The organism is Streptomyces sp. MMBL 11-1 (genome assembly GCF_028622875.1).
Classification (GTDB): domain Bacteria; phylum Actinomycetota; class Actinomycetes; order Streptomycetales; family Streptomycetaceae; genus Streptomyces.
In genome coordinates this window covers 3,669,301-3,682,564 of sequence record NZ_CP117709.1, presented here as the reverse complement: position 1 = coordinate 3,682,564, position 13,264 = coordinate 3,669,301, and the positions used below count along the sequence as shown (strand labels likewise).

Sequence of the window (13,264 nt, the reverse complement as noted above, 5' to 3'; positions counted from 1 at the left end):
CGGATCCGGCCGTTCGACGGTGCGGCCCACCCCTGCGTCAACCGAGCCGAAACCGTTCCCGGACCGAGTCCGCGACGGTGTCCGCCTCCGGCCCCCAAGGAAACAGCGGTGGCCCGGACTTCACCCGCCGTTCACCGGGAGTCCCTCGGACCGCGTGGAGGCACACATACCGTCACGCACGACACCAGACGGAGGGAATCCACGTGCGCAACCTGCTGCCGTTCATCAGCTCGCATCCCGGTGGGCGTTCCGCGCTGACCTGCCGCTTCCGCTGCGGGGACGCCTGCTTCAAGGAGACGCCCAACAACAGCGACAACGAGTACGCCGGCGACATCATCGCCGGTGCCGTGTCGCGCCGCTCGATGATGCGCGCCGCCGCCGTGGTCACCGTCGCCACCGCCGCCGGTACCGCGGCGCTGACCGGCCCGAGCGCCCCGCAGGCCGAGGCCGCCGCGCTCGCCGGACACGGGCACAAGCCCGGCCACCCCCACAAACCGGCCCCGTCCGGCGCGCGGGGCCTGCGGTTCTCGCCGGTCGCGCCCAACAAGGACGACAAGGTCACCATCCCCGACGGGTACGCCCAGAACGTGGTGATCCGCTGGGGCGAGCCGATCCTGCGCGGCGCGCCCGCCTTCGACCCGGACAAGCAGACGGCGAAGGCCCAGGCCGGCCAGTTCGGTTACAACAACGACTTCCTCTCCCTGCTCCCGCTGCGCGGCGAGCGCGGCCGGCAGGTCATGGTCGCGAACCATGAGTACACGGACGAGATCCTCATGTTCCGCGGTTACGATCCGGCCAACCCGACCCGTGAGCAGGTGGAGATCGCCTGGGCGGCACACGGACTCTCCGTGGTCGTCGTCCAGGAGGAGCACCGCACCGGCAGGCTCGGGCCGGTCAACCGGCACCCGCTGAACCGCCGTCTGACCGCGACCAGCGAGTTCCGCATGACGGGCCCGGCCGCGGGGAGCGCCCTGCTGCGCACGTCGGCGGACCGGTCCGGCCGCAAGGTGCTCGGCACCCTCAACAACTGCGCGGGCGGCACCACTCCGTGGGGCACCACGCTGCACGGCGAGGAGAACTTCAACCAGTACTTCGCCCACGGCACCACCGACATGCACAAGCGGTACGGGATCGGCACCGGCGCAACCGAGCGCAAGTGGGAGCGGTTCGACCGGCGGTTCGACCTGGCGCAGGAGCCCAACGAGGCCAACCGCTTCGGCTGGGTCGTCGAACTCGACCCGTACGACCCGGACTCCACCCCGCGCAAGCGGACCGCGCTGGGCCGGTTCAAGCACGAGGCGGCCGAGCCCCGGCTGACCTCCGACGGACGCCCGGTCGTCTACATGGGCGACGACGAGAAGTTCGACTACCTCTACAAGTTCGTCTCCAGCAAGCGGATGAAGAAGGGCAACTCGCGGGCCGCCCGCGAGCACAACCTGACGCTGCTGGACGAGGGCACCCTGTATGTCGCCAAGCTGACCGGCGACTCACCGGTCACCGAGATCGACGGCACCGGAAAGCTGCCCAACGACGGCGAGTTCGACGGCAGCGGCGTCTGGATCCCGCTGGCCACCGGCACCACGTCGCACGTGCCCGGCATGACCGCGGACGAGGTGTACGTCTACACGCGGCTCGCCGGTGACAAGGTCGGCGCGACCAAGATGGACCGCCCCGAGGACGTCGAGCCCTCGCCGCGCACCGGCCGGGTGTACGTGGCGCTCACCAACAACACGGACCGCGGCAAGGCGGGCAAGGCCGGTGCGGACGAGGCCAACCCGCGCAACAACAACAAGCACGGGCAGGTCCTGGAGCTGGCGGAGAACTGGGACGACCCGACGAGTGACGGATTCGCCTGGCGCCTGTTCCTCGTGGCGGGCGACCCGGACGACCCGTCGACGTACTTCGCCGGCTTCCCCAAGGAGAACGTCAGCCCCATCTCCTGCCCGGACAACGTGGCGTTCGACGCCCACGGCAACCTGTGGATCTCCACGGACGGCAACAAGCTTGACTCCCACGACGGCCTGTTCGGCGTGGCGACGCAGGGTGAGCGGCGTGGCGAGCTGAAGCAGTTCCTGACCGTCCCGGCCGGGGCCGAGACCTGCGGCCCCGTCATCCAGGACCGTCGTGTCCTGGTCGCGGTCCAGCACCCGGGTGAGATCGACGGAGCCTCGGTGGAGAAGCCGGCGAGCATCTGGCCCGACGGTCCGGGCAAGATCGTCCGCCCCTCCGTCGTCGCCGTCTGGCGCAAGGACGGGCGCGACATCGGCGTGTGAGGCCCGCGGGCGGGGGCTCAACGCCTCCCGCCCGCGGCCCGGTCCGGACTAGAGTCGAGGCATGGTTTCCGGTGACACGCCGCAGGCGGAGGGAAGCGTCCGGGTCGACGTGTGGATCTGGTCGGTCCGGCTGACGAAGACCCGTGCCCAGGCGGCCGCCGCCTGCCGGGCAGGACATGTGAAGGTCGGCGGCGAGCGGGCCAAGCCCGCGCAGGCCGTACGCGTCGGCGACGAGGTGCGGCTCCGGCACGCGGGGCGGGACCGGGTGGTCGTCGTCTCGAAGATCGTGAAGAAGCGGGTCGGTCCGCCGGTGGCCGTGGAGTGCTTCGTCGACAACAGCCCGCCCCCGCCGCCCCGCGAGCTCGCGGTCCAGGTCCCGGTACGGGACCGGGGCGCAGGCCGTCCGACCAAGCGCGACCGCCGGGAGATGGAACGTCTTCAGGGGCGCCCGCCGGAGAGCTGAGGCCACGGCGCGGCCCGGCTGTACGGCTCCCGGACGGGCGGCTCCCGGACGGGCGGCTCCCGGACGGGCGGCTCTCGGACGTGCCGCTTTCGGGCGTGCTGCTCCCCGCTCTGTGTTTCACGTGAAACACCGAGCGGGGAGCCTCTGTCCCGCCCTGGGGCTGTGGTCAGCTCCCTGGGGCGGTGGTCAGCTCTGATCCCCCTCCACCCCGTCGGCTACCGATCCACTCCGTCGGCGGGGCGGCCGTCGACCGTGGACCGCCTGCCCCGCAGGAGCATCCGGGCCACCACCGCCCCCACGAGCAGGACCGCACCGACCGCCAGCACCGCCCACACCGTGGTCCGCAGCGAGGCGGTCAGGGCGTCGACCACCGCGGCGGCCGCGTCCCGGTCGCTGTCCGGCGCCTCCTCCAGCACCCGGCCACGGCCGACCGCGACCAGCACCCGGAGCACGATCGCGCCGAGCACGAACCCGGCTCCCACGGTCGCGGTGGCCCACAGCCCGGCCCGCAGCCCGCGCCGTACGGTCGCGATCCCGACCACCAGGACGAGGAACACCAGAGTGGCGACGGCCGGCCAGATGCTGCAGTAGCGCAGCCACCGGAACGAACTCCTGAGCTCGTCGGCCTGACCGGGGCCGAGCACGGTGATCTCCGTCCGCTCGACCGGGATCTGGTCCGCGAACGGCACTCCGTCGCGCACCAGGTCCTGTTTGACCTGGTCGATCACCGGGGCCAGATCGATCGTCACAGCCTCCCCGCTGTCGCCGTCCAGGGCGGCTGCCACCGCTTTGTGGGCGGACCGGTTCGCGGCGTCCCACGCGTTCCGGAAGGCCTCGGTGGTGGTGAACGACCGCACGGTCTCGTGCAGGAACTCCCGGACCGTGTCCTGGAGCGGGCCGAGGTCGACCTGTCGCATCGCCTCCTCGGTGACCAGGTCCGCGACGGTGCTCTGTACCGCCGGGTCGGAGGAGAGCGGCGACACAGCGGCGACGTACCGGTCGGTGTCGTCGATCTCCAGGTCGACCCAGGCGGAGAGCGCACTCAACGGCACGAGGACGGCGAGCAGAACGAGCAGGACCGCCGAGAAGACCGCGGTGGTCGCCGAGAAGGCCGAGGCCGCCGAGGTCGAGGTCGCCGAGAGGGAGGTCCGCACTCCTCCAGGGAATCCCGTACGCGGCCGGGCCGCTCCGGGCCGTACGCCATTCGAGTTGCCGGGCGGCGCGGTCGGGTGTGCTCTGGAGGAGCGGGGGCGTGCGACGGGGGCGACGGAAGGAGCTGTCCGCGATGGCCACACACGCAGCCATGCCCGGCCGAAGCGGTTCCCGCGCCCATGCGCGGACCCGCCATCACACCTCGCTCGCCTGGGCGCTGCCCCTGGTGCTCGGCGTGGCCTACGGGTTCTACGCGGCGTTCATCCGTCGCGACGGCGGCCCCAGCACCGGTGGGCAGGTGCTGCTCGGGCTCGTCTCCGGTGCCGCTCTGGCGGTTCTCTGCTTCGCGGTGGGCCGGGTCCAGCGCTCGCTGCCGCGCGAGCTGCGGGCAGCCGTGTACGGCGCGCTGACCGCGTGCGCGATCGGCTTCCTGGTGAGCCTCACCGACACCAGCGTGCTGAGGTCGACCGTTCTGGGGCTGGTGGTCGGTGCGGGCGTTTTCTGCGTCTCGTTCTACGTCTTCTACACGCGGGAGGCCTGAAGCCCGTCCGATGTCCGGGGCCGGCGTAGGGCGGCTCCGGCATCGGGTTTCCGGCGTCTCCGGCCGGGTGCGCGACCGCCAGATTCAATCTGGCGGTCGCGTCTCCGCGTCTGGCGCCCCTGAGGTGAGGGAGCGGAACGGCCGGGGCCGGACGAGAGGGCCCGGAAGCCGGGAGACCCGGGGAGGCCCGGGAAGCCCGGGGGGCGGCGGAGGTCGCGGGAGGAGGATCGAGTGATGACGACGGACGAGAGTGCCGGCGGGGGCCGGGAAGCGGACGCGGGAAGCGGCCTTCCCCTGCGTGTCGCGGTGATCATCGGCAGCACCCGCGAGGGCCGTATCGGCGACGCGGTCGGCCGCTGGTTCGTGGAGCGGGCCCAGCACCGGAGCGAGCTGGACCTCGCCGTGCTGGATCTCGCCGACTACGACTTCCCCGTGCACTATCCGGGACGGGCGACCGAGCAGATGACGGAGTTCACCGAGGAGATCGCCAGGGCCGAGGCCTTCGTCGTGGTCACCCCGGAGTACAACCGCTCGTTCCCCGCCTCCCTGAAGCAGGCCATCGACTTCGCCTACGAGGAGTGGCAGACCAAGCCGGTCGCCTTCGTGAGCTACGGGCACGGTTCCGCCGGGCTGTACGCCGTGGAGCAGCTGCGTTCGGTCTTCACCGAGCTGCACACGGTGACCCTGAGAAACGGGGTCGCGCTCGACTTCCTCCGGCAGCCGCTGGAGGGGCCCTCCGACGACACCGGCCGGGACCGGTCCATGGGGCTCATGCTCGACCAGCTCGGCTGGTGGGGCTGGGCACTGCGCGAGGCGCGCGCCATCCGCCCGTACGTCTCATGAGCTCCCGGAATCCGCGCGGATCGCAGACTCCCGACCGACGACCCACAAGGAATGGATCATGAGCACAGAACTGGCCATCGAGACCACGGGGCTGGTGAAGGTCTTCGGTGACAACCGTGCGGTGGACGGCATCGACCTCGCCGTCCCCACCGGCACCGTCTACGGCGTCCTCGGGCCCAACGGCGCCGGGAAGACCACCGCCGTCCGTATGCTCGCGACCCTGCTGCGCCCCGACGGCGGCACGGCCAGGGTGTTCGGCAAGGACGTGGTGAAGGACGCCGACGCGGTCCGCAGCCGGGTCAGCCTGACCGGGCAGTACGCCTCGGTGGACGAGGACCTGACCGGGGTGGAGAACCTCGTCCTGCTCGGCCGGCTGCTCGGGCACTCCAAGCCCGCGGCCCGCGACCGGGCGGCCGAGCTGCTCGAAGGGTTCGGGCTGAGCGAGGCGGCGGGCAAGCAGGTGAAGAACTACTCGGGAGGCATGCGGCGGCGCATCGACATCGCCGCGTCCATCCTCAACACCCCGGACGTGCTGTTCCTGGACGAGCCGACCACCGGACTCGACCCCCGCAGCCGCAACCAGGTGTGGGACATCGTGCGGGCGGTCGTCGCCCACGGCACCACGGTGCTGCTGACCACCCAGTATCTGGACGAGGCCGACCAGCTGGCCTCCCGTATCGCGGTGATCGACCACGGCAGGGTCATCGCCGAGGGAACCAAGGGCGAGCTCAAGGCCTCCGTCGGGGCGGGCACCGTCCATCTGCGGCTCCGGGACGGCGCTCAGCGGGCCGAGGCGCAGCGGGTGCTGGCACTCGCGCTGGACGTGGAGGTCCAGCTGGACGCGGACCCGGTGGCCCTGACCGCCCGGGTCGACGGGCAGAGCACCGAGCAGGGGGCCGCCGAGCAGGCCGGACGGGCCCTGGCCGAGCTGGCCCGCTGCGGCATCACGGTCGACAACTTCTCGCTGGGACAGCCCAGCCTCGACGAGGTCTTCCTCGCACTCACGGACAAGAAGGGAGTGGCGGCATGAGCACCGCGACCGCCAAGACGGAGCTGGAGGGCGTCGCGCTCGCCGCGCCGGACAAGGAACGCCTCTCGGCGATCCTGGTGGGCCAGGAGCGCCCGCCGAGGCCCAGTGCCCTGTCGGCATCGATGACCTTCGGCTGGCGCGCCATGCTGAAGATCAAGCATGTGCCGGAACAGCTCTTCGATGTGACGGCTTTCCCGATCATGCTGGTCCTGATGTACACGTACCTCTTCGGAGGGGCGCTGGCCGGCTCCACGGAGGAGTACATCCAGTTCCTGCTGCCCGGCATCATGGTGATGAGCGTCGTGATGATCACGATGTACACGGGCATCGCGGTGAACACGGACATCGCCAAGGGCGTCTTCGACCGGTTCCGTACGCTGCCGATCTGGCGGCCCGCTCCGATGGTCGGCTATCTGCTCGGCGACGTTCTGCGGTATCTGCTGGCCTCGGTGGTGATGCTCGCCATCGGCATGATCATCGGATTCCGTCCGGGCGGCGGTGTGCTCGGCGTGCTGGCCGGTGTCGCCCTGCTGGTCCTGTTCTCGTTCGCGTTCTCCTGGATCTGGACGATGTTCGGGTTGCTGCTGCGCTCCGAGAAGTCGGTGATGGGCGTCAGCATGATGGTGATCTTCCCGCTGACGTTCCTCAGTAATGTCTTCGTCGACCCGAAGACGATGCCGGGCTGGCTTCAGGCCTTCGTGAACAACAGCCCGGTCACCCACCTCGCCACGGCCGTGCGTGAGTTGATGGCGGGCAATTGGCCGGCCTCCGACATCGCCTGGACGCTGGGCTGGACCGGGGTGCTTCTGGTGGTCTTCGGCGCGGTGACGATGCGGCTCTACAACCGGAAGTGACCTGCGGGCGGGCCTGCCCGCGTGGGGGCCGCGGACGTATCCGCCGTGCATCCTTGACCTTCCCCGCAGGGGAAGCCCCAGCATCGGTGGGGCCGGGCGGAAGGCGCCCGGTACGAGGAGGTACGGGGTGGGACGCGAAGGCCGCGCGGTGGACGCCGCGAGCGGAGAGCTGGTGACGATCGGGGAGTTCGCCCGGTTGTCCCGGCTCTCCGCCAAGGCGCTCCGGCGCTACGACGAGCTGGGTCTGCTCCGACCCGCCCTGGTCGATCCGGTGAACGGTTACCGGTACTACGACCCGGCGCAGGCGGAGGGGGCCCGGCTGGTGGCGTGGCTGCGCAGGATCGGCATGCCTCTGAGCCGGATCGGCCGGGTGGTCGCGCTCGACGCGGGCGCCGCGGCCGTGGAGATCCGGGCCTACTGGGCGCGGGTGGAGGCCGAGACGGCGGCCCGGCGGGATCTCGCGATGTACCTCGTCGACCATCTGTCAGCGGAGGGCAGGGCCATGTCGCGGATACCGGGAAGCACAGGCAGTACGGGAAGCACAGGCGGTACCGGAAGCACGGGGAACGCGGGGAAGGCGGGCGGCGCGGAGTGCACGGGGGGCCCGAGCGGGTGGGGGAGCCCGGGTCCGGGGTTGCCGGGCGGACCGGGGGCGGTGCCGCTCGCGATCCGGTGCGCCGCGCTGACCGATGCCGGGGAAGTGCGTACGACGAACCAGGACGCGGCGTTCGCGGGGCCCGGGCTGCTGGCGGTCGCCGACGGCTTCGGGGAGGGCGGGGCCGAGGCGAGCGCTGCGGCGATCGAGGCGCTCAAGCCCTCCGCGTGGGGCGCCCGGGACGGTGCGCTGTCCGCCGCGGATCTGCTGAACGCTCTGGAGGACACGGCGGATTCCGCTTCGCGGGCGGTACGGGACGCGGTCGCGCCCTGTGCGGCCCCGGACGGTTCGGGGACCACGCTCACCGCGATGCTGTGGACCGGATCGCGGCTCGGGCTCGTGCACATCGGGGACTCGCGGGCCTATCTGCTGCGGGGCGGGGAGCTGTTCCGGATCACTCATGACCACAGCCTGGTCCAGTCGATGATCGACGACGGTTCGCTGAGCCGGGAGGAGGCCGCTTCCCACCCGGGGCGTGCGCTCTTGCTGAAAGCGCTGGTCGGGGAGGCGCGGCCTGCCCCGGCGGCCGTGGCGTGCCGCCCCGACGTCCGCTTGCGCGAGGCCATGGCCGGGGACCGCTATCTGCTCTGCTCGGACGGGCTGTCCACCGTGGTGGACGAGGCGGAGCTGAGGGCGGCGGTCATCGCGGCGGAGGACCCGGAGGAGGCCGTGCGCCGGTTGGTCGGGCTGGCCCGCGAGGCGGGCGGACCGGACAACGTGGCCTGTGTCGTCGCCGATGTCGTCGCCGAGGAGTAGCGGCACCGGGGCGGGTACGGGGCCGCGCGGCGGGTACGGGGCCGGCCGGGCGCCCGGGGTGCGCGGAGAACGGCGGAGCCGGGCGGCCGGGCGCCCGGGCCGCTGGGCCCGACTGGCGCCCCGGCAGACCGGGCCAAGGGGCGGGTGTTCCGGGGGCCGAGGGGGCGGGTCAGAGGTGCCAGTCGGGGGTTTGTTCGGGGCGGTAGGCGCAGGTGGTTCCGGTGGTCACGGAGGCCTTCAGGTGGGCCGCCAGTGCGGGGTGCAGGGTGTCCAGCTTGCGCAGGGTGTCGCGGATCCGGGCGGTGACCGTCTTGCGGGCCCGCTCGGTCTGGTCGCCCAGCCGGCGGGTTCGGCCGCCGAGTCCGGCCGCGGTGCGGAGCTGGTCGAGGAGGGCCTGCCGCTCCCGGTCGTACTTCTCGACGCTGCGGGTGTCGTCCAGGGCGGCGGCCCGGTCGATCTCGGCGTCCAGCCGGTCCAGGTGTTCCTTGTAGCGTCGCTTGGCCTCCTCGTCGAGCACCGGATCGCCGCCGAGCTGCCCGGCGGCGACGACGAGGTCCCCGCCCTCGGGCGCGAGGAGCCGGACGGCCGGGACGTCGGCGCCGGGCAGTCCCAGCAGGCTGTGCAGGTCCCGCAGGCCCTTGGCGTCCGGGACGTGCACGGTCACCCCGTCCCAGCGCAGCTGCCACACCGGCCCGTTCCGCCGGAACTCGGCGGACGGCACGGCCCGGGGCCCCGCCGATGGTCCGGACGCTGTCTCTGCCGCTGCCGATGACCACGCCGGTGCGCCTGCCTTGCCCCGGTCGGGAGACGAGCCCCGGGCCGGCGAGACGGAGGGACCGGGTGGGCCGGAGGCGAGGCGGGGGGCGGCGGGGGCGTCGCTCGCGGTAGGGGCAGGGGCAGCGGTGACGGGCGGGGCCGCGCGGAGGGCCGCGGCCCCGGTCTCCACGTGGGCCAGGGCCAACTCGCCCGCCTCCCGCTCCACTTCGCCGAGCAGCCGACGGGCCTGCCCGGCGTCACCGGCATCGGCGCTCCCGGCACGGGCTGTCCCAGCACCGGCCACGCCAGTACGGGCCGTCCCGTCGTCCACCGCGTCGCCGCCGGTCGCGTCGACGCGGGCGATCAGAGAACGGGCCAGGCACAGCCGGGCGCGTACGGCCCAGGGGCGGGCGCCGAGACGGTCCGAAGAGGCGGCGGCCTCGGTGAGGGCCGCCACCGCCGCGTCCTGGTCGTCGCGGGCGGCGGCGAGCATGCCGAGCCAGAGGTCGACGGGGCCGCCGATGTCGCACCCGTACAGCGAGACGATCCACTGGCCCGTGTAGGGCGTCAGCTCGTCCTCCGCGCGGGTGATGAGCCGTGGGTCGCCCGTGAGCGCGGCCGTCTGGGCCAGCAGCCGGAGCCACAGCGGCATGAACGCCCGAGGGTAGGGGGCGGGGCGGTCCGCCTGTTCGGCGATCAGGCGCAGACCGGGCGTGGCGTCGCCCTGCTCCACGGCGGTGACCGCCTCCAGCAGCCCGGGATAGGGATACCCGGCGCCCGGAAGCGCGCCGAGGACCTCCTCGGCCTCGGCGAAGTGCCCCTGGAGCAGATGCAACGCCCAGCGCAGGTGGTGCCCCATGAAGCCGAAGGCCACGTGCTCATCGCTCTCGGGGTCGAGTGCGTCGTCCTCCAGCGCGGTGGACGCCTCGGCGAACCGGCCCTGAAGCGAGGCGATCAGACTGGTGTCCACGGCGACTCCCAGGGCGAACCGGGGCAGCCCGGTCTGCTCGGCGAGCCGGACGAACGCCCGGAACTGGTCGATGAAGGCCGGGTCGCCCAGCTCCAGCAGCGCCACCCAGCGCATGGACGTCGCGTGCAGCTCCATGTCCTGGTTCTGGGAGCGCCGGCCGACAACGGTCATCTCGTCGGTCAGCCCGAGCCGCTCCACCGCCGAGCCGAGGCCCCACACGGAGTCGTGGCGTGCCCAGAGCGAGAAGGCGAGCGCCTCGTCGTCCGAGCCGCTCCGGGCCAGCGCCATGATGTGGATGGCCAGCTCCTGGGCGAGCCGGTCGTCGGAGAGGCTTTCCTGGCCCTCCTTGCCGGTGAGCCTGCGGTGGGCCTCGGCGAGGAGTCCCATCGTGGGCACGTCGTGGCCGCCCAGGGAACGGTCGCGGTGGAGGGTGATCGCCACCCGGGCCAGCAGTTCCGGTTCGTCCAGCTCCCGGGCCAGGGCGACCGACCGGTCCAGCAGACGCTGCGCCTCGGCCGTCTCCCCCGCGTGCCGGAGCTGGCCGGAGAGGTCGAGACCGATCAGCGCGGCACGCCGGAGGTCCGGCCCCCGGCCCTCCGCACCGGCCTCTCCCGTCCCGTCTGCCTCTCCTGTCCTGCCGGCCTCTCCCGTCCCGTCTGCCGAGCCCGGCCCGTATGCAGCTCCCGGCCCGCATGCCGGGACTCCGCCTGGCCCCCTGGGCCCTGCGGATTCCCCCGGGCCTCCTGGCTCGCCCGACTCACTCGACTCACCCGACGCCACCGCGAGGGCGCGCCGGTAGTGGCCGACCGCCTCCTCGTCGGCCAGGCGGGCCGCGGCGTCCCGGGCGGCCGTCAGCAGCAGGTCGATCCGGCGGTCGCGGTCCAGCGCACTGCCCGCGAGGTGGGCGTGCCGGGCGAGGGCGCCGGGCCGCACCGCGTCGCCGAGGCCGCCGTGCGCGTCCAGGGACCGTACGGCGGCGGCATGGCGTTCACGGGCCTCGGCGTCGTCCAGCGAGGCGTACAGCGTCTCGCGCAGCAGGTCGTGGGCGAAGGCGTACTGCCCGGACGGGCGGGGGACGACGACACGGGCGACGACGGCCGGCTCCAGCAGCCGGTCCACGTGGGGGACCGGTGAACCGTGCACCACGGCCAGGACCTGCCGGCGGAACTCCCGGCCGAGCAGGGCGGCACTGGTCAGCAGGGAGACGACCGGCTCGGGCAGCAGGGCGAGCCGCTGCCGGACCGCTTCCCGCACGCCGGGCGGAATGGTGGAGACAGGGCTCCCGCTGTGCCAGAGCCGGGCCGTCTGCTCGACGAAGAAGGGGTTGCCGCCGGTGCGCCGGTGGACCTCGTCGACCAGCGGCGGTGCGGGCTCGCGGCCCGTCGTCACCGTCATCAGCGCTCCCACCTCGTCCCGGCCGAGGCCGGTCAGCGTGAGGGTCGCGGCGGCGCGCGAGACCAGGGGGAGGATCAGCTGCTGGAGCGGGTGCCCCGGCGCCTCCACCTCGACGTCCCGGTAGGTGCCGATCAGCAGCAGCCGCTCGAACCAGGCGTGCTGGGCGGCGAATTCGAGCAGGCGCAGCGAGGCCGGGTCGGAGCTGTGCAGATCGTCGAGAACGACCACCAGCGGCCGGCTCTGGGAGACCGTGACGAGGGCCGTGGTCACCGCGTCGAAGAGACCGAAGGCCTCGGCCCCCTCCGGCGGACCGCCGCCCGGGAGGCTCGTGGCCGCTTCCGGGCCGGGCTCGCCGCTCCGCGCCCGGTCGGAACCCGGGCCTCCGGCGGCCCCCGGGGCCGATGGCGCGCTGGGTCCCGGCCCGTCCACACCGCCCTGGGCGACCCTGACCGGATCGCCCAGGAGCACGGCGAGCCGGCCGTCCGACGCCTCCTGGGCCGCTGCCCATTCGGCCGCGGTGGCGGACCGGCGCAGACCGCGCAGGATCTGGACCCAGGGCCAGTAGCCAGGGGTGTTGTCCGAGTCCCAGCAGGAACCTCCGACCACCAGAGCCCCGCGCCGCCGTGCCTCGTGCGCGGCATCGGTGACGAGCGTGCTCTTGCCGATCCCGGCCTCGCCGGTGACCAGCACGAGACCGCCGTGGCTGTCCGTGGCCCGGGCGATCTCCGAGCGGAGTACGCCTGCGGGGTGGTCGCGCCCGAAGAGAGCAGGGGTCATGACCACACGATAGGAGTACCCACTGACAACGGCCTTCCGTTTACCGCCTAGAGGCGCCGTCGGGGGTACCGCCGAGGGGTGCCGTCGGGGGTGCCGCCGAGGCGGTCGCCCAGGCGGTCGCGTCGGCGGTCGTCGCGCACCGTCGAGCCACCTAGCGAGCCACCGCGCCCGCCCCCGCTCCCGTCAGCCGTGCGGACGGGAGCGGGCCTGCGGACGGGGCGCCGGCCGCGTACGACGGTTCAGTCGCGCACGACCGTCACCGGGCACGGCGCGTGCTGGGTGACATGGAGGCTGACCGAGCCGAGAAGGGTGGCTTTCAGACCGGTGTGGCCGCGGGCTCCCACGACGAGCAACTCCGCGCCCTGGGCGCGGTCCAGCAGGGCCTGGGCCGGATTGCCGATGACCACGACCTTGCTGACCGCCGCGGCTCCCTCGGCGCCGAGGGCCTCCTCCAGCGCCTCGGTGAGGGAGACGGTGGCCAGGGCCTGCGGGTCGAAGTCCTCCGGCATGCCCGGCATCATCGACGCCCAGCTGGTGGCGGGGTACTCCCAGCTGTTCACGGCCTCCACCGTGGCACCGGTCAGCCCGGCCTGGCGCACGGCCCAGTGCAGTGCCTTGATCGAGGAGTCGGAGCCGTCCACGCCCACGACGATCCTGCCCATATCTGCCTCCAGCTCGGTACGGCTCGTACAGCTCAGTAGGTCGGGACGGCGCGGTCCCTTTCCGTCCCGCTTGTACAGCGTTTGATCTCACTGTAATCACATCGGACAAATAGAGGCGTGCCGGGGCGAACCGCCTC

The 13,264-nt window shown here is 72.9% G+C and carries 10 protein-coding genes; 7 read left to right on the top strand and 3 right to left on the bottom strand.

Annotated features, from left to right (window positions below; translation table 11 throughout):
* Nucleotides 1–203: 203 nt before the first annotated feature.
* Together PSQ21_RS15865 and PSQ21_RS15860 are read left to right on the top strand one after the other, a co-directional pair.
* Nucleotides 204–2,273 (top strand): PhoX family protein, encoded by a 2,070-nt coding sequence (locus PSQ21_RS15865; protein ID WP_274031165.1) that lies wholly within the window; start codon nt 204–206, stop codon nt 2,271–2,273.
* Between the two features lie 61 nt (nt 2,274–2,334).
* Nucleotides 2,335–2,736 (top strand): RNA-binding S4 domain-containing protein, encoded by a 402-nt coding sequence (locus PSQ21_RS15860; protein ID WP_274031164.1) that lies wholly within the window; start codon nt 2,335–2,337, stop codon nt 2,734–2,736.
* A 215-nt stretch (nt 2,737–2,951) separates the two neighbouring features.
* Here PSQ21_RS15860 and PSQ21_RS15855 read toward each other — a convergent pair whose 3' ends face one another.
* Nucleotides 2,952–3,890, bottom strand: a complete 939-nt coding sequence (locus tag PSQ21_RS15855; RefSeq protein WP_274031163.1) for a hypothetical protein — start codon at nt 3,888–3,890, stop codon at nt 2,952–2,954.
* Between the two features lie 131 nt (nt 3,891–4,021).
* On the opposite strand from PSQ21_RS15855, the gene PSQ21_RS15850 reads away from it, so the two are divergent.
* The 5 genes from PSQ21_RS15850 to PSQ21_RS15830 all read left to right on the top strand — a co-directional run bounded on the left by PSQ21_RS15850 (nt 4,022) and on the right by PSQ21_RS15830 (nt 8,567).
* Nucleotides 4,022–4,429 (top strand): hypothetical protein, encoded by a 408-nt coding sequence (locus PSQ21_RS15850; protein WP_274031162.1) that lies wholly within the window; start codon nt 4,022–4,024, stop codon nt 4,427–4,429.
* 234 nt (nt 4,430–4,663) lie between these two features.
* A complete protein-coding gene (locus tag PSQ21_RS15845; protein WP_274031161.1) occupies nt 4,664–5,272 on the top strand; it encodes an NADPH-dependent FMN reductase in 609 nt (202 codons plus the stop codon).
* Nucleotides 5,273–5,330: 58 nt separating this feature from the next.
* The gene (locus tag PSQ21_RS15840) at nt 5,331–6,302 is read left to right on the top strand and encodes an ATP-binding cassette domain-containing protein (protein WP_274031160.1); all 972 of its coding nucleotides are present in this window, start codon (nt 5,331–5,333) and stop codon (nt 6,300–6,302) included.
* Nucleotides 6,299–7,156: an ABC transporter permease gene (locus tag PSQ21_RS15835; RefSeq protein ID WP_274031158.1), complete on the top strand. Its 858-nt coding sequence runs from the start codon at nt 6,299–6,301 to the stop codon at nt 7,154–7,156. Before PSQ21_RS15840 ends, PSQ21_RS15835 begins: the two co-directional genes overlap by 4 nt.
* 127 nt (nt 7,157–7,283) lie before the next feature.
* Nucleotides 7,284–8,567, top strand: a complete 1,284-nt coding sequence (locus PSQ21_RS15830; RefSeq protein WP_274031157.1) for a MerR family DNA-binding transcriptional regulator — start codon at nt 7,284–7,286, stop codon at nt 8,565–8,567.
* Nucleotides 8,568–8,736: 169 nt separating this feature from the next.
* Here PSQ21_RS15830 and PSQ21_RS15825 read toward each other — a convergent pair whose 3' ends face one another.
* Together PSQ21_RS15825 and PSQ21_RS15820 are read right to left on the bottom strand one after the other, a co-directional pair.
* The gene (locus tag PSQ21_RS15825) at nt 8,737–12,465 is read right to left on the bottom strand and encodes an AAA family ATPase (RefSeq protein ID WP_274031156.1); all 3,729 of its coding nucleotides are present in this window, start codon (nt 12,463–12,465) and stop codon (nt 8,737–8,739) included.
* A 239-nt stretch (nt 12,466–12,704) separates the two neighbouring features.
* On the bottom strand, nt 12,705–13,127 hold the full coding sequence (locus PSQ21_RS15820) for a universal stress protein (RefSeq protein WP_274031155.1): 423 nt from the start codon (nt 13,125–13,127) through the stop codon (nt 12,705–12,707).
* Nucleotides 13,128–13,264 lie beyond the last annotated feature (137 nt).

Coding starts and splice junctions, on each gene's coding strand:
- PSQ21_RS15860 (WP_274031164.1), top strand. CDS start 2,335: ATGGTTTCCGGTGACACGCCGCAGGCGGAGGGAAGCGTCCGGGTCGAC.
- PSQ21_RS15850 (WP_274031162.1), top strand. CDS start 4,022: ATGGCCACACACGCAGCCATGCCCGGCCGAAGCGGTTCCCGCGCCCAT.
- PSQ21_RS15845 (WP_274031161.1), top strand. CDS start 4,664: ATGACGACGGACGAGAGTGCCGGCGGGGGCCGGGAAGCGGACGCGGGA.
- PSQ21_RS15840 (WP_274031160.1), top strand. CDS start 5,331: ATGAGCACAGAACTGGCCATCGAGACCACGGGGCTGGTGAAGGTCTTC.
- PSQ21_RS15835 (WP_274031158.1), top strand. CDS start 6,299: ATGAGCACCGCGACCGCCAAGACGGAGCTGGAGGGCGTCGCGCTCGCC.
- PSQ21_RS15825 (WP_274031156.1), bottom strand. CDS start 12,465: ATGACCCCTGCTCTCTTCGGGCGCGACCACCCCGCAGGCGTACTCCGC.
- PSQ21_RS15820 (WP_274031155.1), bottom strand. CDS start 13,127: ATGGGCAGGATCGTCGTGGGCGTGGACGGCTCCGACTCCTCGATCAAG.